Origin of the sequence: Rhodoferax sediminis, from assembly GCF_006970865.1 — a bacterium.
In the GTDB taxonomy this organism is placed as follows: domain Bacteria; phylum Pseudomonadota; class Gammaproteobacteria; order Burkholderiales; family Burkholderiaceae_C; genus Rhodoferax_A; species Rhodoferax_A sediminis.
Genome location: NZ_CP035503.1, coordinates 3,847,487 through 3,868,631, shown reverse-complemented (window position 1 = coordinate 3,868,631; position 21,145 = coordinate 3,847,487). Strand labels below are relative to the sequence as shown.

Annotated in this window: 24 protein-coding genes; 15 read left to right on the top strand and 9 right to left on the bottom strand. The window is 63.3% G+C overall.

The annotated features are described in order from the left end of the window. The first annotated feature begins 156 nt into the window (after nucleotides 1–156). Nucleotides 157–639, top strand: a complete 483-nt coding sequence (locus tag EUB48_RS18665; RefSeq protein ID WP_142820575.1) for a thioesterase family protein — start codon at nucleotides 157–159, stop codon at nucleotides 637–639. A 92-nt stretch (nucleotides 640–731) separates the two neighbouring features. On the opposite strand, the gene alkB is transcribed toward EUB48_RS18665, so the two are convergent. The 9 genes from alkB to EUB48_RS18620 form a co-directional block, all read right to left on the bottom strand. Then, nucleotides 732–1,385 (bottom strand): DNA oxidative demethylase AlkB, encoded by a 654-nt coding sequence (gene alkB / locus EUB48_RS18660; protein ID WP_142820573.1) that lies wholly within the window; start codon nucleotides 1,383–1,385, stop codon nucleotides 732–734. Nucleotides 1,386–1,395: 10 nt separating this feature from the next. Next, a complete protein-coding gene (locus EUB48_RS18655; protein WP_244618452.1) occupies nucleotides 1,396–2,100 on the bottom strand; it encodes a 2OG-Fe(II) oxygenase in 705 nt (234 codons plus the stop codon). Nucleotides 2,101–2,263: 163 nt separating this feature from the next. Continuing rightward, nucleotides 2,264–3,427: an ABC transporter substrate-binding protein gene (locus EUB48_RS18650; protein ID WP_142820569.1), complete on the bottom strand. Its 1,164-nt coding sequence runs from the start codon at nucleotides 3,425–3,427 to the stop codon at nucleotides 2,264–2,266. Nucleotides 3,428–3,527: 100 nt separating this feature from the next. Next, nucleotides 3,528–5,384, bottom strand: a complete 1,857-nt coding sequence (locus EUB48_RS18645) for an AMP-dependent synthetase/ligase (protein ID WP_142820567.1) — start codon at nucleotides 5,382–5,384, stop codon at nucleotides 3,528–3,530. A 6-nt stretch (nucleotides 5,385–5,390) separates the two neighbouring features. Then, a complete protein-coding gene (locus tag EUB48_RS18640; protein WP_142820565.1) occupies nucleotides 5,391–6,188 on the bottom strand; it encodes an ABC transporter ATP-binding protein in 798 nt (265 codons plus the stop codon). Beyond that, complete coding sequence (locus tag EUB48_RS18635; protein ID WP_142820563.1) at nucleotides 6,185–7,072, bottom strand: ABC transporter ATP-binding protein; 888 nt, start codon at nucleotides 7,070–7,072, stop codon at nucleotides 6,185–6,187. The genes EUB48_RS18640 and EUB48_RS18635 overlap by 4 nt, the downstream gene beginning before the upstream one ends. After that, nucleotides 7,069–8,145 carry a branched-chain amino acid ABC transporter permease gene (locus tag EUB48_RS18630; protein WP_142820561.1) on the bottom strand — a complete coding sequence of 359 codons (1,077 nt, stop codon included), beginning with the start codon at nucleotides 8,143–8,145 and terminating at the stop codon, nucleotides 7,069–7,071. Before EUB48_RS18630 ends, EUB48_RS18635 begins: the two co-directional genes overlap by 4 nt. Then, a complete protein-coding gene (locus EUB48_RS18625; RefSeq protein WP_077563926.1) occupies nucleotides 8,142–9,017 on the bottom strand; it encodes a branched-chain amino acid ABC transporter permease in 876 nt (291 codons plus the stop codon). The genes EUB48_RS18630 and EUB48_RS18625 overlap by 4 nt, the downstream gene beginning before the upstream one ends. A gap of 258 nt (nucleotides 9,018–9,275) precedes the next feature. Next, nucleotides 9,276–9,725: an acyl-CoA thioesterase gene (locus EUB48_RS18620; protein ID WP_142820559.1), complete on the bottom strand. Its 450-nt coding sequence runs from the start codon at nucleotides 9,723–9,725 to the stop codon at nucleotides 9,276–9,278. Nucleotides 9,726–9,766: 41 nt separating this feature from the next. Between EUB48_RS18620 and EUB48_RS18615 the strand changes: the two genes are divergently transcribed. The 14 genes from EUB48_RS18615 to pyrC all read left to right on the top strand — a co-directional run bounded on the left by EUB48_RS18615 (nucleotide 9,767) and on the right by pyrC (nucleotide 21,105). Continuing rightward, the gene (locus EUB48_RS18615; RefSeq protein WP_142820556.1) at nucleotides 9,767–11,590 is read left to right on the top strand and encodes an ABCB family ABC transporter ATP-binding protein/permease; all 1,824 of its coding nucleotides are present in this window, start codon (nucleotides 9,767–9,769) and stop codon (nucleotides 11,588–11,590) included. A 291-nt stretch (nucleotides 11,591–11,881) separates the two neighbouring features. Further along, nucleotides 11,882–12,136 (top strand): hypothetical protein, encoded by a 255-nt coding sequence (locus tag EUB48_RS21445; protein ID WP_168226782.1) that lies wholly within the window; start codon nucleotides 11,882–11,884, stop codon nucleotides 12,134–12,136. Further along, on the top strand, nucleotides 12,120–12,434 hold the full coding sequence (locus tag EUB48_RS18610) for a hypothetical protein (RefSeq protein WP_142820554.1): 315 nt from the start codon (nucleotides 12,120–12,122) through the stop codon (nucleotides 12,432–12,434). Before EUB48_RS21445 ends, EUB48_RS18610 begins: the two co-directional genes overlap by 17 nt. An 84-nt stretch (nucleotides 12,435–12,518) precedes the next feature. Then, nucleotides 12,519–12,986: a hypothetical protein gene (locus tag EUB48_RS18605; RefSeq protein ID WP_142820552.1), complete on the top strand. Its 468-nt coding sequence runs from the start codon at nucleotides 12,519–12,521 to the stop codon at nucleotides 12,984–12,986. A 124-nt stretch (nucleotides 12,987–13,110) separates the two neighbouring features. After that, nucleotides 13,111–13,650, top strand: coding sequence for a cysteine hydrolase family protein (locus EUB48_RS18600; protein WP_142820550.1), 540 nt, complete (start codon nucleotides 13,111–13,113; stop codon nucleotides 13,648–13,650). A gap of 6 nt (nucleotides 13,651–13,656) precedes the next feature. Continuing rightward, entirely contained in the window at nucleotides 13,657–13,965 is a 309-nt protein-coding gene (locus EUB48_RS18595; RefSeq protein WP_142820548.1) for a DUF167 domain-containing protein, read from the top strand. Between the two features lie 211 nt (nucleotides 13,966–14,176). After that, nucleotides 14,177–14,968, top strand: a complete 792-nt coding sequence (locus tag EUB48_RS18590) for an SDR family NAD(P)-dependent oxidoreductase (protein ID WP_142820546.1) — start codon at nucleotides 14,177–14,179, stop codon at nucleotides 14,966–14,968. A 61-nt stretch (nucleotides 14,969–15,029) separates the two neighbouring features. Continuing rightward, nucleotides 15,030–15,962: a LysR substrate-binding domain-containing protein gene (locus tag EUB48_RS18585; RefSeq protein ID WP_142820544.1), complete on the top strand. Its 933-nt coding sequence runs from the start codon at nucleotides 15,030–15,032 to the stop codon at nucleotides 15,960–15,962. Between the two features lie 172 nt (nucleotides 15,963–16,134). Continuing rightward, entirely contained in the window at nucleotides 16,135–17,040 is a 906-nt protein-coding gene (locus EUB48_RS18580; protein WP_142820542.1) for an amino acid ABC transporter substrate-binding protein, read from the top strand. 105 nt (nucleotides 17,041–17,145) lie between these two features. Beyond that, on the top strand, nucleotides 17,146–17,904 hold the full coding sequence (locus EUB48_RS18575; RefSeq protein WP_142820540.1) for an amino acid ABC transporter permease: 759 nt from the start codon (nucleotides 17,146–17,148) through the stop codon (nucleotides 17,902–17,904). 1 nt (nucleotide 17,905) lies between these two features. Further along, on the top strand, nucleotides 17,906–18,571 hold the full coding sequence (locus EUB48_RS18570) for an amino acid ABC transporter permease (RefSeq protein ID WP_142820538.1): 666 nt from the start codon (nucleotides 17,906–17,908) through the stop codon (nucleotides 18,569–18,571). 27 nt (nucleotides 18,572–18,598) lie between these two features. Further along, nucleotides 18,599–19,336 carry an amino acid ABC transporter ATP-binding protein gene (locus tag EUB48_RS18565; RefSeq protein ID WP_142820536.1) on the top strand — a complete coding sequence of 246 codons (738 nt, stop codon included), beginning with the start codon at nucleotides 18,599–18,601 and terminating at the stop codon, nucleotides 19,334–19,336. Between the two features lie 277 nt (nucleotides 19,337–19,613). Continuing rightward, complete coding sequence (locus tag EUB48_RS18560) at nucleotides 19,614–20,024, top strand: GreA/GreB family elongation factor (RefSeq protein WP_142820534.1); 411 nt, start codon at nucleotides 19,614–19,616, stop codon at nucleotides 20,022–20,024. Between the two features lie 49 nt (nucleotides 20,025–20,073). After that, nucleotides 20,074–21,105, top strand: a complete 1,032-nt coding sequence (gene pyrC, locus EUB48_RS18555; protein WP_142820532.1) for a dihydroorotase — start codon at nucleotides 20,074–20,076, stop codon at nucleotides 21,103–21,105. Nucleotides 21,106–21,145 lie beyond the last annotated feature (40 nt).

The window sequence follows — 21,145 nt, the reverse complement described above, 5'->3', positions numbered from 1 at the left end:
GCGGGCAACGCCAAAAGCTGGTCACCCGCATGACAACTTTTGTACTCTAAACGCAGGCGCCGTCTGCAGGCTGTCGTGAATATGACTGTTTTGTCAGTTTCGGTGGCTTATGGCGCCATGGCGCCGCCAGTTGCCGCGTGCGAGACAATCGCAGTCATGATGAAAAACATAGTTCCCATCGGCGAGTTTGAACCCGAATTCATCACCGGCCTGAAAGCCATCTTTGAAGAGAAGATTCCCTTCAACCGGGTGATCGGGCTGAAGATCACCTCGCTGCGGCCCGAACAGATCGCCGCCCGCATCGACATGAAGCCCGAGCTCGTGGGCCACTACGCCCACAACCGCCTGCACGGCGGCGTGATCAGCGCCGGGCTCGACTCCGTGGGCGGCCTGGCCGTGATGGCGGCCATCGGTGCGCGCCACATGGACGAGTCGCCCGCGCAGCGGCTGCAGCGCTTCGGCAAGCTCGGCACCATCGACTTGCGCATCGACTACCTGCGCCCCGGCATCGGCGAGCACTTCGAGTTGCGCGCGCAGGTGATGCGCCTGGGCTCGCGCGTGGCGTCCACGCGCATGGAGTTCCTGGCGGCCGACGGCAAGCTGCTGTCCAGTGGCACGGCGGCCTATATCGTGTCCTGATTTGCTCTTGTTTTTATAGCTTATAGCCATTGCTCCGTATGGGCTGAAGCCCTAAATGATGCGGAACGTCGCCTGCGGCGGGAGCGCCGGGCTCAACCCGCCTTGCGAAATGTCAGGTTGATGCGGTAGTCCCCCGTCAGGGGGTGATGGCCTTCCGCAAGAGGTAGCACGCCGTGGTAGCGCAGGCGCGCCGGCCCGCCCCACACCACGACGTCGCCATGGCTCAAAGGCACGCGCGTCGTCCGATCCGCCCTGGCCAGGCCACCGAACAGGAACACGGCGGGCAGGCCGAGCGAGACCGAGACGATCGGTTCGCCGTAGTCCCGCTCGTTGCGGTCCTGGTGCAACGACAGTTTGGCACCCGGCGCGTACCGGTTGATCAGGCAGGCGTCGGGTACAAACCCCTCGAAACCGCCCCGCGCCGCCGCGTTTGTGGCCAGTCGCAGGAACGATTCCGGCATGCACGGCCAGGGGTGGCCGCTTTGCGGGTCCGCGGCATCGTAGCGGTAGCCGGTACGGTCCGTGACCCAGCCCAGCGCGCCGCAGTTCGTCATCGCCACCGACATGCGAAAGCCGCCCGGCGTGCGCATGTGGCGAAATGGCGCCAGCGCCAGCACGTCCTGCAGACTCGCCCACAGCGCCGTCTCGTGCGCCGTGGCGAAGCCGCGCAGCACCAGCGCACCGGGACCCAGCGTTTGCAAGGACGGTCCACCTGCGTTATCTGGTTCGAACAAGTCCATCGTCATGAACAGAGTCTCAGGCCGCGTCGTGAAAGATGATGCCGGCGGTGTGGCGCTGCCCGGTATGCACGCGGCTGACGCCATGCCGCAAATTCACCCGGTACACGCCGCGCGTGCCCTGCACCGGGCGGTGGTGCACCGCGATCACCGCGGCATCGCCCTGGCGCAGCGGCAGCACCATCGGGCGCGACTGCATGCGCGGGCGCTGCTCCGTCATCACGAACTCGCCGCCGCTGAAGTCGCGTCCGGGCTCGGACAGCAGGATCACCACCTGCAGCGGAAACACATGCTCGCCGTAAAGATCCTGGTGCAGGCAGTTGTAGTCGCCCGCGCCGTATTGCAGCAGCAGCGGCGTGGGCCGCGACTGGCCCGCCGTGTGGCAGCGCTCGATGAAGGCCGCATGCCGGTCCGGATAACGCACATCAATGCCCATGGCCGTGTTCCAGCGGTTGGCGATCGGCGCCAGGTGCGGATAGAGCGCCGTGCGCAGCGCGCCAATCAAGTCGGGCAGGGGATAGCTGAAATATTTGTACTCCCCGCGCCCGAAGCCGTGCCGCGCCATCACCACGCGGCTGCGAAACAGGGCGTCCCGAGGGTACAGCGCGGCCAGGGTCTGGCACTCGGCCGGGGCGATCAGGCGCTCGATCACGGCGCTGCCCTGGGCATCGAGGTCCAGCGCGACCTGGCCCCAGTCGATCGCCGCGAGCCTGTCGCCCGTCATGTGCGTGGTCATAGACTTTCTTTGTTCACTCATGGTTTGATGAGTCAACTTTAGCCCCCGCGGGCAGATCCGGCACGCCGGATTCGGCTGTCGAATTCGCCGGTCTTCAGGCCGGAGACGAAAAAAACCGCCCGAAGGCGGTTTTTACGGGGGGTGGGCAGGTTCAGGGCTTCACATAGCCCGAGACCACCTTCCACTTGCCATCCTGGATCTGCGACAGGCGCGACAGATCGCTGCCCAGGCGCTTGGTCGGGCTGAACGTGGCCTCGTCGCTGCCGAACATGTCGGGCGGGATCTTCATGGTGTCCATGGCCTTGATGAAGCTGTCGGTCGTGAGGTTCTGGCCGGCCTTGTCCGCGGCCCGCGCGAGCGCGTCGATGATGTCGTAGCCATAGACCGAGAACACGGTCGGGTCTTCGTTGAACTTGGTCTTGTACTTGGTGGCCCAGAAGCGGATCGGCTGCGAGGCCTCGTCGAGGTAGGGATGCTGCACCGTCATGGTCGCGTACAGGCCGTCCATGGCCTTGCCGCCGAGCTTGTGGATCAGGTCGGTGTAGACCGCGCTGGAGCCCAGGAACGTCGGGTTGAAACCGGTCTTGCGCGACTCGCCGATGGTGCCGATGGTCTCGCGGATGATGGTGCCCAGCACCACCAGGTCGCAGCCCGCGGCCTTCATCTTGGCCACCTGCGAGGAGAAGTCGGTTGCGCCGCGCTTGTAGGTGGTCTTCTCGGTCAAGGGCATGTTCAGGGTCTTGAGGGCCGCCTCGGCGCCGCGTTCGACCTCGATGCCGAAGTCGTCATCCTGGTAGATCGTGCAGACTTTTTTCGCATTCTTTTCCTTCACCAGCTTGGGCAGCGCCAGGCGAATCTGGTCATAGTAGGTGGCGGCGAACGAGTACTTGAGCCGGTTGAAGGGCTCGTACATTTCGCGCGCCGCCGTGATCGGGAAGAAGTTGATCACGTTCTTTTCAAACTGCACCGGCATGGCGGCCAGGTTCTGGGCCGTGCCCAGGTGACCCGCCATGATGAAAATCTTGTCCTGGTTCACCAGTTTTTGCGCGGCCAGCACGGCCTTCTTGGGATCGTAGCCATCGTCTTCGGACACCAGCTTGAGCTTGCGGCCGTGGATACCGCCCTGTTCGTTGACCTCGTCGATGCGCAGCAGCATACCGTTGCGCGCCTGCTTGCCGTAGCCCGCCAGCGGGCCCGACATGTCCTGGATGGTGCCGATCAGGATCTCGTTCTTGCTGACGCCTTGCTGCTGCGCCAGCGCCAGCGAGGTGCCCAGTGCCAGAATGGCCAGGACCAGGGCGGACTTCAATTTCATGCGTATCTCCTTGATGGACGTGAGTGGGAATTTTTGACCGGACCCCTTGAAACTCAAATTGGCGTTAACGCGCAAGGGAAACTACTTAACCAGCGGCGCGTCAGCCGTACATGGCTTCGATCTGGGGCGCGTATTTTTTCTCGACCAGTTTGCGCTTGAGCTTCATGGTGGGCGTCAGCTCCTCGTCCTCGGCCGTGAGCTGGGTCTCCAGCAGGAAGAACTTCTTGATCTGCTCGACCCGCGCAAACTTCTGGTTGATCTTGTCGATCTCCGACTGGATCAGGTCCTGGATCTGCGCGGCGCGCGTCAGGCTCGCGTAGTTGCTGAATGGCACATCGGCGTCCTGCGCGTATTTCTCGACGTTCTCCTGGTCGATCATGATGATCACGCTCAGGTACGCACGCTTGTCGCCAATCACCACCGCGTCGGTGATGTAGGGCGAGAACTTGAGTTCGTTCTCGAGTTCGCTGGGCGTGATGTTCTTGCCGCCGGCTGTGATGATGATGTCCTTCATGCGGTCGGTGATGCGGAAGTAGCCGTCGGCGTCCACCGTGCCGACGTCGCCGGTGTGCAGCCAGCCGTCCGCGTCGATCGTCTCGGCGGTCTTCTCGGGCAGGTTCAGGTAACCCATGAACACATTCGTGCCGCGTACCAGGATTTCGCCGGTGGCCGGGTCGAGCCTGACCTCGTTGTAGTCGGCCGCCGGTCCGATGGAGCCGGGCTTGATGCGGCTGGCGGGCACGCCGGTGGAGGCGCCGCAGGTCTCGGTCATGCCCCAGACCTCCAGCATGGGCACGCCCAGCGCCAGATACCACTTGACCAGTTCGGGCGAGATCGGCGCCGCGCCGGTGACGCAAAAGCGCGCGCGGTGGATGCCGATGAGCTTGCGTGCATTGTTCAGGGCAATCCAGCGCGCCACGGTGAATTTCACCTTGAGCCAGTCATTCACGGGCTCGCCGGCCAGCACCTTGTCGGCAATCGCGGTGCCCACGCCAATGCCCCAGGCGTAGGCGGCCTGCTGCAGCGCGCTGGCTTCCTTGAGCGCTATCATCACGCTGGAGTAGAACTTCTCCCACACGCGCGGCACCGCCGTGAACACGGTCGGTGCAATCTCGCGCACGTTCTCGGGAATCGTCTCGGGGTTCTCGACAAAGTTCAGCCTGGAGCCGGTGTACAGCGAAAAATACTCGCCGCCCATGCGCTCGGCAATGTGGCACAGCGGCAGAAAGCACATGCGCTCATCGGTCTCGTCCTGCGCCACCAGCGTGTTGTAGCCGCGTGCGCTGAACACCAGGCCCCGGTGGCTGTGCATCGCGCCCTTGGGTTTGCCCGTGGTGCCCGAGGTGTAGACCAGGATCGCCAGGTCCTGCGGCTGGCAGGCCTGCACGCGTTCCTCTACGGCTTTCGGCTGGCGCGCCAGATGCTCGCGGCCCAGCGCACGCAGAGCGTCCAGGCTCAGCACGTCGGGGTCGGCCAGATCGCGCAGGCCTTCCATGTCGAACACCACCACCTTGCGCAGGCCGGGCAGCTGCGGGCGCACCTGCAGCGCCTTGTCGAGTTGCTCGTCGTCTTCCACGAACAGGATGGTGGTGCGCGAGTCCTCGCACAGGTAATGCACCTGGCTGGCCGCGTCGGTGGGGTAGATGCCGTTGGCCACGCCGGCGCAGCTGAGCACGGCCAGGTCGGTCAGCACCCATTCGATCACGGTGTTGGACAGGATGGACGCGCACTCGCCGCGCGCAAAGCCCAGGCTGATCAGCCCCGCAGCAATCTCGCGCACCGCCTGCCCGGTCTCGGTCCAGCTCCAGGCGTGCCAGATACCGAGTTTTTTCTGCCGCATCCAGACCTGGCCGGCGCGCTGCTCCACCGCGTTCCAGAACATCTCGGGAATGGTGTCGCCGGGCATCACGATGGCGTGATTCGGCTGCAGGCGGCTCAAGTCCCAGAGGTTGCTCATCCTTATTTATCTCCAGGTTTTCTTTTTCTTCCAGCGCCGCTCGCCGCGCACGCCGTCTTCCTTCATGCCGAGGTAGAACTCCTTGATGTCATCCTTCTCGCGCAGCCGGGCGCAGCTGTCTTCCATCACGATGCGGCCGTTCTCCAGCACGTAGCCATAGTCGGAGGCGTTCAGCGCCATGTTGGCGTTCTGCTCGACCAGCAGGATGGTGGTGCCGCGCTCGCGGTTGATGCGCACCACGATCTCGAAGATTTCCTTGGTCAGCTTCGGCGACAGGCCCAGGCTCGGCTCGTCGAGCAGGATCAGGTCGGGCGCGGCCATCAGGGCGCGCGAGATCGCCAGCATCTGCTGCTGCCCGCCCGAGAGCAGCCCGGCGTCCTGCGTGGCGCGCTCGCGCAGGATGGGGAAGTAGCCGAACACGATTTCGATGTCCCGCGCCACGCCATCGCGGTCACGGCGGGTGTACGCGCCCATCAGCAGGTTGTCGCGCACGCTCAGCAGCGGGAACACCTCGCGCCCCTCCGGCACATGCGACAGGCCACGCTGCACGATGAAGGCCGGGTCCTGCGCCGTGATGTTCTCGCCCTTGAATTCGATCGAGCCCTTGCGCGGATCGATGATGCCCGAGATGGTCTTGAGAATCGTGGTTTTGCCCGCGCCGTTCGAGCCCAGCACAGTGGCGATCTCGCCGCGGCGCACCTGCAGGCTGACGCCGCGAATCGCCTTGATCGGGCCATACGCGCTCTCGACGTTGAGCAGCGTGAGCACAGGCTGGTCGCTCACGGGGAGTGGCACGCCGCTCATGTTGAATGGGCCCCCACGTTTGCGGCTGGTGCCGCTGCGCTGCCCCCCGAGGGGGTTTTCGCGGCCAGGGGCGGCCCGTCGCCGCTCCGGGCCTCTCTTCTGAGGCTGCTCACATCGTCCACCGAGCCCAGGTACGCCTCGATCACGCCGGGGTCGGTCTGCACCTCGCGCGGCGTGCCCATGGCCAGCACCTCGCCCTGGTTCATCGCCAGCACGCGGTCGGAGACCTTGGAGACCAGCGTCATGTCGTGCTCCACCATCAGCACCGTGATGCCGAGTTCATTCTTGATGTCGGCAATCCAGAAAGCCATGTCGTCGGTTTCTTCCACGTTCAGCCCGGAGGAGGGTTCGTCCAGCAGCAGCAGCCTGGGTTCCGTGCACAGCGCGCGGGCCAGTTCGACCACCTTGCGCACGCCGTAGGGCAGGCCGGCGACGATCGAGTCGCGGTGGTGCTGCAGGTCGAGAAAGTCGATGACCTGTTCGACCTTTCCGCGCGCCTCGATTTCGGCCTCGCGCGTGCGGCCCGTGAAAAACAGCTCGCTCCACAAGCCGGTCTTGCGGTGCGTGTGGCGCCCGATCAGGAGGTTGTTGAGTACGGTCGCATGCTCGAACAGCTCGATGTTCTGAAAGGTGCGTGCGATCCCGAGCGCGGCAATCTTGTAGGGCGGCTGGTCCGTCAGTTTGCGGCCGAGGTACTCGATCTCGCCCGTGGTCGGGGTGTAGATGCGGCTGATCAGGTTGAACACCGTGGTCTTGCCGGCGCCGTTCGGGCCGATCAGCGTGAAGACCTCGCCCTGCCTGACGTCGAAGCTCACGTTGTTGACGGCCAGCACGCCGCCGAAGCGCACGCTCAGGTTTCGGGCCGAGAGAAGAGCGGTGCTCATCTGAGGCGGTCCGATTTCTGGAAGGATTTTTGCCGCTTGAACGTGCCCTTGCGATAGAACGGAAAGGTCTGCAGGTAGGTGCGGATCTTCAGCCAGCGGCCGTACAGGCCGAGTGGTTCGAACAGCACAAAGCCGATCAGGACCGCACCGTACACCACCGCCTGCAAGCCGGGGGCCTGGCCGATCACGTCTGGCAGGTAGCCCTTGGACAGCGAGATCAGCTGCGGCATGGAAATCAGGAAGATCGCACCCAGGAACGCACCATGGACCGAGCCCAGGCCGCCGATGACCACCAGCAGCAGCAGGTCGATGGACTGCAGGATGTCGAACTGGTCGGGCGAGATGAAGCGCAGCTTGTGCGCATACAGCGCGCCGGCCACGCCGGCCAGCGCGGCCGACAGCGCGAACGACAGCGTCTTGTAGCGCGCCAGCTGGATGCCCATGCTCTGCGCCGAAATCTCCGAATCGCGAATCGCCACAAAGGCACGGCCGGTCGGCGAGCGCAGCAGGTTCAGGATGGCCAGCGTGGCCACGACGGCGACGACCAGGCACAGGAAATAAAACGAGGTGCCGGAGCCCAGGGTCCAGCCGAACATTTCGGGGGGCTTGACCTGGATGCCCGAGTTGCCGCCCGTGACCGAATCCCAGCGCGCCAGAATCTCTTCGACGATGAAGCCGAACGCCAGCGTGGCAATGCCGAGGTAGATGCCCTTCACGCGCAGGGCCGGCAGGCCCACGATGACCCCGACCGCTGCCGACAGCAGCCCGGCCGCCACCAGTGCGATCGGGAACGGCCAGCCCATGTTGGTCAGCACGGCCTGGGTGTACGCGCCCGCGCCCAGAAACGCCGCATGGCCGATGGAAAACTGGCCCGTGAAGCCGGCCAGCAGCATCAGGCCGAGGCCGGCGATGCCGTAGATCAGCACAAAGGTCAGCTGCGCCAGCCAGTACTCGGCAAACAGCCAGGGCGCGGCGAGCAGCAGCAGCATCAGCGCGCTGTACCAGAACACGTGTCCGCCATGCTTGGCAAGGCGGATGTCCTGCGCGTAATCGGTCTTGAAGATGAACCTCATACCTTTTTCCGGAGTTTTTCGCCGAACAGTCCGTTGGGCTTGATGACCAGCATGACCAGCACCACGATGTAGGCGGCCGTGTCCTTGAAGCCGTCGGGCAGGTAAAAGCCCGACAGCGATTCCACGATGCCTACGATCAGGCCGCCCACGATCGCGCCCGGCAGGCTGCCAAAGCCGCCCACCACTGCGGCCGGGAAAGCCTTCAGGCCGATAAAGCCCATGTTGGCGTGCACGAAGGTGATGGGCGCCAGCAGCAGCCCCGCGATGGCCGCGACCGCGGCGGCCAGCCCCCAGACCAGGCCGTTGATGCGTTTCACCGGGATGCCCATGTAATACGCCGCGAGCTGGTTTTGCGAGGACGCCTGCATGGCAATGCCGAGCTTGCTATACCTGAACATGGCAAACAGCAGCACGCACAGCACGCCGGTGGCGCCGATCACCACCATCTGCTCAACGTTGAGCACCAGCGTGCCCACGTTCCAGATCTGGTCCTTGTAGGGCACGGGCAGCACGCGGGTTTCGGTGCCGATGTTCGGAATCATGGTGATCAGGCCGCGCGCCACGTAGCCGATGCCGATGGTCAGCATGACGATGGAAAACTGCGGCTGACCCAGAATGGGGCGGATCACCACGCGCTCGAGCACCACGCCGAACGCGGCCATCGCCACGATGGCGCTGATCACCGCCAGCCAGTACGGAAAGCCCAGCAGCGTCATGCCCGCGAGGCCGGCAAACGCGCCCAGCATCATGAGCTCGCCCTGCGCGAAGCTCACGGTCTCGGTGGCCTTGTAGATGAGCACGAAGCCCAGAGCGATCAGCCCGTAGATGCATCCTTGCGAGATGCCGCTGATCACCAGTTGAAGTACCTGCACCGCGCCTCCCGAATCGTTGCGTGGTTTATAGCTGTATGCGTGACAACTGTCGTCAGGGTTGATACGCATAGCCTGTCGCGCAGATATCAGGAGTTATCACGAACGTGGGCCATTCAGCGCACGTTGAAGGACGGGAGCCGGCCCCGCGCGTGAGGTCGGCGTGCTTCGCCGCGGGCCGGGGCCAGCCCGGGAGATTCTAGAGAAAAGGCCTTGTAGCCCTTGCCAGTCAATGGCAATTAGCTATAAAAAACGGAGCAATCAGGCGGCTGGCTGGGGCAGTGGCCGCGGCCGCCCCTGATCGTCGATCGCCACATACGTCACCGATGCTTGCGTGACCTTGAGGTAGCGGCCCTGGGTGCGGATGCGCTCGGCATAGACCTCGACGTTCACGGTGATCGAGGTGCGGCCCACGTGCGTGATCTCGGAGTAGAACGACAACAGGTCGCCCACGCGCACCGGCTGCTTGAAGACGAACTGGTTCACCGCCACCGTGGCCATGCGGCCTTGCGCGCGGCGCGCCGGCAGCACCGAGCCGGCCAGGTCCACCTGGGCCATGACCCAGCCGCCAAAGATGTCGCCGTTGGCGTTGCAGTCGGCCGGCAGGGGAATGACCTTGAGCACCAGTTCCTTGTCGGTGGGCAGCTCGACATGGAGCGCGCCGGCTTCGCCGGTGGCTGTACTGGCGGTCGAACTTGAATTGTCAGACATGGGCACAATCTCTTGTCATTAACAGCCCCCGATTGTCTCTTATGCGCCGATCCGGCGAACTCGCCCGCCCCTCTTTTGCGCCTGCCTCGCCCGCCGGCACCGCCGCGCCGCGCTCCGACTGGAGCACGCTGGCCCGGCTGTTCCCGTACCTGTGGCAATACAAATGGCGCGCCATCGCGGCCTTGCTCTTCATGGTCGGCGCCAAGATGGCCAATGTCGGCGTGCCGCTGCTGCTGAAGCGCCTGGTCGATGCGATGAGCTTCAAGCCCGGCGAAGTGCAGGCCGTGCTGGTGGTGCCGCTGGCGCTGCTGATCGCGTACGGGCTCCTGCGCCTGTCCACCTCGCTCTTTACCGAGCTGCGCGAACTGGTGTTTGCCAAGGCCACCGAGGGCGCGGCGCGCACCATCTCGCTCGAAGTGTTCCGCCATCTGCATGCCCTGAGCCTGCGCTTTCACCTGGAGCGCCAGACCGGCGGCATGTCGCGCGACATCGAGCGCGGCTCGCGCGGCGTGCACTCGCTCATCTCGTATTCGCTGTACAGCATCATCCCGACCCTGATCGAGGTGACCATGGTGCTGACCTTGCTGGCCGTCAAGTTCGACATCTGGTTTGCCTGGATCACCGCCATTGCGCTGGTGTTTTATATCGGTTTCACCGTCACGGTGACCGAGTGGCGCACCCAGTTCCGCAAGGAGATGAACGAGCTCGACTCGCGCGCGAACAGCCGCGCCATCGACTCGCTCCTGAATTACGAAACCGTCAAGTATTTCAACAACGAAGAGTTCGAGGCCCGGCGCTATGACGAAAACCTGCGCCGCTACCGCGTGGCCGCGCTCAAGAGCCAGCGCACCCTGAGCCTGCTCAATGCCGGCCAGCAGACGATCATCGCCATCGGCCTGGTGGTCATGCTGTGGCGCGCCACCGAGGGCGTGGTCGCCGGGCACCTCACGCTGGGCGACCTGGTCATGATCAACGCCTTCATGATCCAGCTCTACATTCCGCTGGGTTTCCTGGGCGTGCTGTACCGCGAGATCAAGCAGAGCCTGACCGACCTGGAGCGCATGTTCCATCTGATGGAGAGGGAACGCGAGATCGCCGACGTGCCCGGCGCGCAGCCCATCCGCATCGAGGGCACGCCCGAGGTGCGCTTCGAGGACGTGAGCTTCTCCTATGAGGCCGCGCGCCCCATCCTGCACCACATCAGCTTCGTGATCCCGGCCGGCAAGACGGTGGCCGTAGTTGGCCCCTCGGGCGCCGGCAAGTCCACCCTGTCGCGCCTGCTGTACCGCTTTTACGACGTGCAGCAGGGCCGCATCACCATCGCCGGGCAGGACATCAAGCAGGTCACGCAGGCCAGCGTGCGCCACGCCATCGGCATCGTGCCGCAGGACACGGTGCTGTTCAACGACACCATCGAATACAACATCGCCTACGGCAACCCCGGCGCCAGCCGCGCGGTGGTCGAGGCCGCGGCCCGCGCCGCCCACATCCACAACTTCATCAATGCCACGCCGGCCGGTTACGACACCATGGTCGGCGAGCGCGGCCTCAAGCTGTCGGGCGGCGAGAAGCAGCGCGTGGCCATCGCGCGCACGCTCTTGAAGAACCCGCCGGTGCTGATCTTCGACGAGGCCACCTCGGCGCTCGACTCCGCCAACGAGCGCGCCATCCAGGCCGAGCTGCAGAGCGTGGCGCAAAACAAGACCACGCTGGTGATTGCGCACCGGCTCTCGACCGTGGTGGACGCGCATGAAATCCTGGTGATGGAGGCGGGGCGCATTGTCGAGCGGGGCTCGCATGCCGAGCTGCTGGCGGCCAATGGGCGCTATGCGCAGATGTGGGCGTTGCAGCAGAGTTCGGAGTAGTTTGACATCGCGTTTGGTACGAGATTGATAGCGCGATATGTAGGAACGATATGGGCTACGGGCCGAAAATGCTTGAAATTCGCGGATTCAACAAGGCCGGGTACCAGCGTAGCGATTGAGCAGGGCTCATAGACGCTTTGCTGGTTAAGTTGGGTTTGCATGCCGTATAACGTGAGAAGTCTTTTGAACTCAGGACTTTTTGCCAAAAATGTGCAGCAATCAAAAGTGTCCCGTTGACCGGTTAAATTCCGGCAATGATGACGAAATCGCGTTAGACCTCATAGGAGCCCCATGAGCCTTCGGAATTTCCATGTTGACTCCAACGTCACTGACTCAGACCTTCTGAAACGTTCTGATGGTCTCTTCAAGAATTTCGTGGCATCTTTTCGTCAGGCGGCAGCGAACGGTCATTTCAGTTTTGGCGGCATCACCCTCCAAGACCACGACCTAAATCGAGTCCACGGTATCGTCACCGAAATCGACTCTCGCCGGCTGTTCTTGCGGAGAAGACGAGTCTCCACATTACGCCATGCAAAGCCTTTATGAGGCTCGCAAGTCAATCATGGATGCTTCTAAGGGCGTATGGGCAAACCCCTCCTGCGAGGTTCTTGTTCAAGAAATAACCGCAACTCTTAGCCAGCACTGTACGGCGGCAGAAAAGCTAGCCGCCAAAGGCGGGGATATGTGGTCAGTCGACCGGATGGCGTTCATGATGGTAATGACAGACATGCGCCTAAGTATCTGGTTGCTTGTGGCGGCCTTACAAAACAAACTTGGCCCAATTATTCGGCCAAGGAACCTTCCTATAGACATTGCCCGCTTGGTCAGCGCAGGTCAGGTCTAACATGTCGTTCAAGCCGACGCCGCTTCGCGGCGCGGCTTAATTCGTTAGGCTACACAAATACTGCTCTTGGAGCGTAAATGCACAATGAATGATCTGGAGTTACAAGCGGCCGCCCGTGTTGGACAGTTGGCTTTTGCGTTCACAAGACTCGATTTCCTGCTCGCTTTGAGCCTACGCAATCTCGTATCGGCGTCCAGCCCCGACGCACTTAACCCGCTAATCGAGCGATTAGGATTCAAAGACAAGATGGATGCACTCAGGGACGTTGTTGCGAGCGTTCTGTCAGATCATCAAAATGCCGTAACCGAGTATCAAGCTTGGTATGCACGGGCTGATCGACTCCGAACTACAAGAAATGCCTTTGTCCATGGGCGCTGGGGCATGCAGTCCAGAGACACCGTTTTCAATGCGTCAACGAAGATTGGGAAAGCATTGTCGGGAGTCGCGCGGAACTTCTCCCTCGCCGATCTCGATGCCGAGATATCAAACGCAAGCCAGGTCGTGGCAGAGTTCAACGATTGGCACTCGCGATATGTGACAAATGCGGCCTGACTCGTCATATACGGACTACGCTTGGTGCGTCAATCGCTTTGCACAGGGGTTTCAAACCGATCGGCCCTGAAAAATCATGGCAAGTGGCTCAACCTGGGCGCCTAGCCGCAATCACGATCTACCTATGAAGACCGCCGTACTGGTTATCGACATGCAGCAAGGCCTTTGCGAAGGCGAGGGCAAAGCCTTTGACTGCGAGGGCGTCATCGAACGAATCAACCGGGTCACGCGCAAAGCTCGACGTGCCGGCGCGCCCGTCATCTTTGTCCAACATGAGTCAACGGCCGGCTATCTTGAATACGAAACCCCGGCATGGCAGTTCGCCACGGGCCTGAAGGTCGAGGCAGGCGACATCAGAGTCCGAAAGGCCACGCCGGATTCATTTCTTCGCACCAACCTGGAAGCTGTTCTCAAACAACACTGCGTGGAAAGCATCGTGTTATGCGGCATGCATACAGAGTTCTGCGTTGACACGACGACCCGGCGGGCGCTGGCTCTTGGCTACCCTGTGACTCTTGTTGAAGATGCTCACACCTCCGCCGGCAATGCAGCGCTCACGCCGCAACAGGTGATTGCGCACCACAACGCCACGCTCACCAACATCTCGAGTTTTGGGTCTCGGGCTTCTGCGGTTTCCACGGACGGGCTGGAAATTGCGGTCTGACCGCTCATGGCACCGATTGCCTTCCGCAACCTGAACCTTCCAGTGAAAACGCTCACGCTAAGGATCAAGGTCAAGCCAGGCGCGAAAACTGAAAGTCTGGTCGCTGCAGAAGATGGCACCTGGATCGCGTCGGTGAAGGCGCAGCCAATGGATGGCAAGGCCAACGCAGCACTGCTGGCCCTCGTCGCAAGGCACTTCGCGGTCGCTCGCAGCGCGGTTCAGCTCAAGTCGGGTGCCGGCTCCCGGCTCAAGCTGGTGCAGGTGCATGGGGTGCAAGACGGCGGTACGGAGACGGCAAGCCCCGGCCGCCGCTGACCCATGGCCCGGGGGGCACGCGCCCGCCAGCCTTCTGCGGTTCGTGCGTGAGTATGGAATTGATAGCGCACTGCCAGCGTCCTTTATGGGCTACAGGCCGAAAAGGCTTGAAATTTTCTGGCCCGATCAGGCCTGACCCTTCTGCAGCAATCGGGTTGCCCCGTGGATGCCTGGCCGCGTAAACTGGTTTTTCTCGGAAAGGTGGGACGTTATGGATTTGAAACTCACGAACAAACTCGCGCTGGTGTCCGGCAGCACGGCCGGCATCGGCTACGCCATCGCCGCCGCCCTGGCGGCCGAAGGCGCCCAGGTGATTGTCAATGGACGCTCGCAGGCGTCAGTGGACGGCGCCGTGTCGAAGATCAAGTCGGCCACGGGCGGCACGGTGCACGGATTTGCCGGCGATCTCGGTACGGCCGCCGCTGCCGAGGAACTCGTGCGGCAGCACCCGAACATCGAAATCCTGGTCAACAACCTTGGCATTTTCGAGGCCACGCCGTTCGAAAAAATCCCCGATGCCGACTGGGTCCGGTTCTTCGAGGTCAATGTGCTCAGTGGCGTGCGCCTGGCGCGTCTGTGCCTGCCCGCCATGCGGCGCGCGAACTGGGGGCGAATTATTTTTATTTCCAGCGAGAGCGCGGTGCAGATCCCCGTCGAGATGATTCACTACGGCATGACCAAGACCGCGCAACTGGCGGTCTCGCGCGGCCTGGCCGAATCGCTCGCCGGCACGGGCATCACGGTCAACAGCGTCCTGCCCGGCCCAACGCGGTCGCGCGGGGTCGGCGATTTTGTGGAAGCGCTGGCCAAGTCGCAGGGCAAGTCTTTCAGCGAGTTCGAGAAGGAGTTCTTCGACAAGGTGCGCCCGACCTCGCTCATCAAGCGCTTCGCGTCTCCGGACGAGGTCGCGTCGCTGGTGACCTACGTCGCGAGCCCGCTGGCATCGGCCACCACGGGCGCTGCCTTGCGCGTGGATGGCGGCGTGCTGAAGAGCGCGTTCTGAGCGGTGGACAGCTGCCGCCAATGTCCGACTTCGACCGACCCCGCGCCGCATAATCCGCGCCATGGAAACCAAATGGCTTGAAGACTTTGTCAGCCTGGCCGAGACGCACAGTTTCAGCCGCTCCGCGCAATTGCGCCACGTCACGCAGCCGGCGTTTTCGCGCCGCATCCAGGCGCTCGAGGCCTGGGCCGGCACCGATCTGGTGGACCGCAGTTCGTACCCGACGCGCCTGACGCCGGCGGGCGAGACGCTGTACGACCAGGCCATGGAGATGCTGCAGGCGCTGCAAAGCACGCGCGCCATGCTGCGCGGGCACACCTCGGCGGGGCAGGACGTGATCGAGTTCGCCGTGCCGCACACGCTGGCCTTCACCTTTTTCCCGGCCTGGGTCACCAGCCTGCGCGAGAAGTTCGGGCCGATCAAAAGCCGGCTGATCGCGCTCAACGTGCACGATGCGGTGATGCGCCTGGTCGAGGGCAGCTGCGACGTGCTGATTGCCTACTACCATAGCTCGCAGCCGTTTCAGTTAGATGCCGCGCGCTACGAAATGGTGAGCCTGGGGCAGGAGGTGCTGTCGCCCTATGCCAAGCCCGATGCCGACGGCAGTCCAATGTTCAAGCTGCCGGGCCGCCCCAACCAGCCGCTGCCGTACCTGGGTTACGCGCCCGGCGCCTACCTGGGGCGGGTGGTGGACCTGATCCTCAAGCAGTCGGCGACCGCGGTGCACCTGGACCGGGTCTACGAGACCGACATGGCCGAGGGTCTCAAGGCGATGGCGGTGGAAGGGCATGGCATCGCCTTTTTGCCGCACAGCGCGGTCAAGAAGGAGGTGCGTGCGCGCAGGCTGGTGGCGGCCGTGATGCCGGGAGCGCAGGCGCTGGAGATGACCATGGACGTTCGGGCCTACCGGGAAAAGCCCGTGGGCAAGGAGGCGCCCAAGGGGACGGCGCAGGCCTTGTGGACTTATCTGGCGTCGCAGGCAGCCGTTAAATAGCATCTGGCTTATCTATAAAATTGTTGCATAACACCGCCCGCATTTAACATGGGCGTTTTTCCTGGATTTCCGCATTTCAGGAGGGATTTGCGGGTTATCCCGCAAGCCCGACTCTCTAGAATCTCGTCATATTCAGTTACCCGTTAACGCTTTACCTCCAGGAGAGTTTTGTATGAAGAAACATTTATTGGCCTTTGCCGTTGCGGCTGCTGCGGCCGTGGCCACCGGTGGCGCCTTCGCGCAGGCGCCCGATACGCTGGCCAAGATCAAGGATCGAGGCGCCGTCAACCTGGGCGTGCGCGATTCCTCGGGCCTGGCCTACACGCTGGGCGGTGGCAAGTATGTGGGCTTTCACACTGAGATGGCCGAGCGCATCGTTGGCGACCTGAGCAAGGACCTGGGCAAGCCGCTGACGATCAACTATCAGGTCATCACGTCGCAGAACCGCATTCCGCTGATCCAGAACGGCACCATCGACTTCGAATGCGGCTCGACCACCAACAGCGCTGCACGCCAGAAGGACGTGGACTTTGCCTACACCACCTACGTCGAGGAAGTGCGTATGGCGGTCAACAAGAAATCTGGCATCAAGTCGATCAAGGATCTGAACGGCAAGACCATCGCCACCACCACCGGCACCACCTCGGTCCAGACCTTGCGCAAGAACGAGCGCGCCCACAACATCGACTTCAAGACCGTGCAGGGCAAGGATCACGCCGACAGCTTCCTGCTGCTGGAGGCGGGCCGCGCCGACGCCTTCGTGATGGACGGCTCGATCCTGGCCGCCAACATCGCCAAGTCCAAGAACCCGAAGGACTTCGAGATCGTGGGCGAGGTGCTGTCGACCGAGCCGATTGCCTGCATGCTGCCCAAGGGCGATGCCAAGCTGAAGAAGGCCGTCGACGACAGCATCGTGCGCCAGATCAAGGACGGCTCGCTGGCCAAGCTGTACGACAAGTGGTTCATGCAGCCGATCCCGCCCAACAACGTGTCGCTGAACATGCCGGCCTCCGAAAGCACCAAGAACGCCTGGGCGCACCCCAACGACAAACCGATGGAAGACTACGGCAACAAGTAATCCCCCGTGTTGCTGAGTCCCGCAGCGCCCACTTGGCCTCCAAGTGGGCGTTATTGTTCGGTATAAAGCGAAAGCGTCAAGGCGCTTTTCCGCAGGAGGGGTCGAATGGCTATGGACTGGGTGGTGTTCTGCAAGGACACCCTGAGTGGCGATGTGGTGTCGGGCTGTCTCGGCCATGGCCGGGACATCACCTACCTTAACTGGCTGTTTACGGCCTGGGGCTGGACGGTGGCGGTGTCGCTCGCGGCGCTGACGGTGGCGCTGGTGGTGGGTTCCGCCATCGGCATGATCCGCACCTTGCCCGACAAACCCTGGCTGGTGCGGCTGGGCAACGCCTGGGTCGAGCTGTTTCGCAACATCCCGCTGCTGGTGCAGATCTTCCTGTGGTATTTCGTCGTCCCGGCGCTGATACCGTCCATGAAGGCATTCCCGCCCTTCATCCTGGTGGTGCTGGCGCTGGGGCTCTTCACTTCGGCGCGCATTGCCGAGCAGGTGCGCGCGGGCATCCAGGCGCTGCCCAAGGGCCAGCGCTACGCGGGCATGGCGCTGGGCTTTACAACGCCGCAGTACTACCGCTACGTGCTGCTGCCCATGGCCTACCGCATCATCATTCCGCCGCTCACCAGCGAATCGATGAACATCTTCAAGAATTCGGCAGTGGCATTCGCGGTGTCCATCCCTGAACTGACGCAGTATGCCTTGCAGGTGGGCGAGGAAACGGCGCGCCCGATCGAGGTCTACATCGCGGTGACGGTGCTCTATGCGATTTCGGCGCTGGTCATCAACCGTGTCTTCGCCCATATCGAGAGGCGGGCGCGGGTGCCGGGCTTCGTGAGCTCCGGCACCGGAGTGGGAGGCCACTGAGATGAATCTGGACTTCTCGATCTTCAACTGGAACCTGATCCAGAACTTCATCCTCAAGGGTCTCTGGTTCAGTGTCATGCTCACGGTGGTCGCCACCGCTGGCGGCGTGTTCTTCGGCACCGTGCTGGCGCTGATGCGCCTGTCGGGCCAGAAGTGGCTGGACGCGCCCGCCGCGCTGTACGTCAACGTCATGCGCTCGGTGCCGCTGGTGATGGTGATCCTGTGGTTCTTCCTGCTGGTGCCGCTGGTCATTGGGCGGCCCATCGGCGCTGAATACTCGGCCGTCGTGACCTTTACCGCCTTCGAGGCGGCCTACTTCAGCGAGATCATGCGCGCGGGCATCCAGTCGATCCCGCGCGGGCAGGTGTTTGCCGGCCAGGCAGTGGGCATGACCTACGGCCAGAACATGAAGCTGGTGATCCTGCCGCAAGCCATCCGCAACATGCTGCCGGTACTGCTCACGCAGACCATCATTCTGTTCCAGGACACCTCGCTGGTCTACGCCATCGGCGCCTACGACCTGCTCAAGGGCTTCGAGACCGCGGGCAAGACCTTCGGCCGCCCGATGGAAACCTATCTGATGGCCGCGGTGGTGTATTTCGTCATCTGCTTCTCGCTGTCGGCCATCGTCAAGCGCCTGCACAAGAAGATCGCCATCATTCGCTAATTTTTTGCCAGGACGCCGGAGAAGAAGATGATTGAACTCAAACATGTATCCAAGTGGTATGGCCCGGTGCAGGTGCTGACCGATTGCTCCATCAGCATCCAGAAGGGCGAGGTGGTGGTGGTGTGCGGCCCGTCGGGCTCGGGCAAGTCCACCCTGATCAAGACCATCAATGCGCTGGAGCCGTTCCAGAAGGGCGAGATCACGGTCGACGGCGTGGCCGTGCACGACCCCAAGACCGACCTGCCCAAGCTGCGTTCGCGCGTGGGCATGGTGTTCCAGCACTTCGAGCTGTTTCCGCACCTGTCGGTGACCGAGAACCTGACTATCGCGCAAATCAAGGTGATGGGGCGCAGCGCCGAGGAAGCCAAGGTGCGCGGCCTGAAGATGCTCGACCGCGTGGGTCTGATGGTGCACAAGGACAAGTTCCCGGGCCAGCTTTCGGGCGGCCAGCAGCAGCGCGTGGCGATCGCGCGCGCACTCAGCATGGACCCGATCGTGATGCTGTTCGACGAGCCGACCTCGGCGCTTGACCCCGAGATGGTGGGCGAGGTGCTCGACGTGATGGTGGGCCTGGCCAACGAGGGCATGACCATGATGTGCGTGACGCACGAGATGGGTTTTGCGCGCAAGGTCAGCCACCGCGTGATCTTCATGGACGTGGGCGGCAAGATCCTGGAGGACTGCTCGAAGGACGAGTTCTTCAACCACCCCGAGAACCGCGCCCCGCGCACGCGCGATTTCCTGAACAAAATCCTTGCACACTGAACGGTATTGCCGCCTGGGCTAAGATGGCGGCATGCACGCCGCAATGACCTCCTGCCCCTGCGCTCCCGTACGCCGGCGCCCTGCCTTGATGGCAGCGGCGGCGCAGGCGCGCGCCTGTGCGGCAACCCCGGTCGGCGAAATGCCCCAACCGGTTGCACACTCCCAAGCCCGGCGATCCCCCAGTATTTCATAGCGCTTCTCTGATCGTCCGGGCCCCGCCTCCAGCGCGGCTTGCCCGGATGCCTTGTTCCGGGTCTTAACGATTCAGGAGTGCAACATGTCTTCTCTCAAAACCGAATTCCGTACCGTGACCGAGCTCGATCACGTGCGTATCCACAGCCTGGTGCGCCGCCAGGGCGGTGTGGTGGCCGGCGACATCGCCGAAGTCATCGACAACGCGGACCTGGTCCGCTCTCAGGAAATTCCCGCCAACGTGGTGACGATGTATTCGCAGGTGCTGGTGGCCGATGTGCACAGCGGCGAGCAGCGCACGTTGACGCTGTGCTACCCGGCCGACACCGACCCGGCCGCGGGCTTCATCTCTGTGCTCTCGCCCGTGGGCAGCAGCCTGTTGGGCCTGCCAATCGGTGCGATTGCAAGCTGGACGGCGCCCGATGGCACGCGCGTGGCCGCCCAGGTGCAGGACATCCTGTTCCAGCCCGAGGCCAGCGGCGACTACGTGCTGTAAGGCGCGGCGGGGCCGCGCGGGCGAGCGCAGGGATGCGAAAATCAGGCCCATGACTGATACCCTGAGCCTGACCCGCCCCGACGACTGGCACCTGCACGTGCGCGATGGCGACGCCTTGCACACCGTGGTGCCGCACACGGCAAGGCAGTTTGGCCGCGCCATCATCATGCCCAACCTCAAGCCGCCGGTGACCACGGCGGCGCAGGCGATGGCGTATCGCGAACGCATCCGCGCGGCGGTGCCGCCGGGTGTGCGCTTCGAGCCCCTGATGACGCTGTACCTGACCGACAATCTGCCGCCCGACGAGATCGCACGCGCGAAGGACGCCGGCGTGGTGGCCGTCAAGCTGTACCCGGCCGGCGCCACCACCAATAGCGACGCCGGCGTGACCGATGTACGCAAGACCTACCCCACACTGGAGGCCATGCAGCGCGCCGGCCTGCTGCTGCTGGTGCATGGCGAAGTCACGTTGCCCGAGATCGACCTGTTCGACCGCGAGGCGGTGTTCATCGAGCAGCAACTGATTCCACTGCGCCGCGATTTCCCCGAGCTGAAGATCGTGTTCGAGCACATCACCACGAAGGAAGCCGCGCAGTACGTGAGCGAGGCGGATCGCTTCACCGGGGCCACCATCACGGCACACCATCTGCTGTACAACCGCAACGCCATCTTCACCGGCGGCATCCGGCCGCACTACTACTGTCTGCCGGTGCTCAAGCGCGAAACGCACCGCCAGGCGCTGCTGGCCGCGGCCACCTCGGGCAGCCCGAAATTCTTTCTCGGCACCGACAGCGCACCGCACCCGGCCCACCTGAAGGAACATGCCAGCGGCTGCGCCGGCTGCTACACCGCGCACGCGGCGATCGAGATGTATGCCGAAGCGTTTGATGGTGCGGGCGCGCTCGACAGGCTCGAAGGCTTCGCCAGCTTCCACGGCGCGGATTTCTATGGCCTGCCGCGCAACACGGACACGATCACGCTGCGCCGCGAGTCGTGGACCCCGCCCGAGAGCTTTCCCTTTGGCGAGGCGCAGCTCAAGCCGCTGCGTTCGGGCGAAGCATTGCCGTGGCGCATGGTTTAGTTTCCGCCGGGCCGCCCCAAGGAAAACTAGCCCCCTCGGG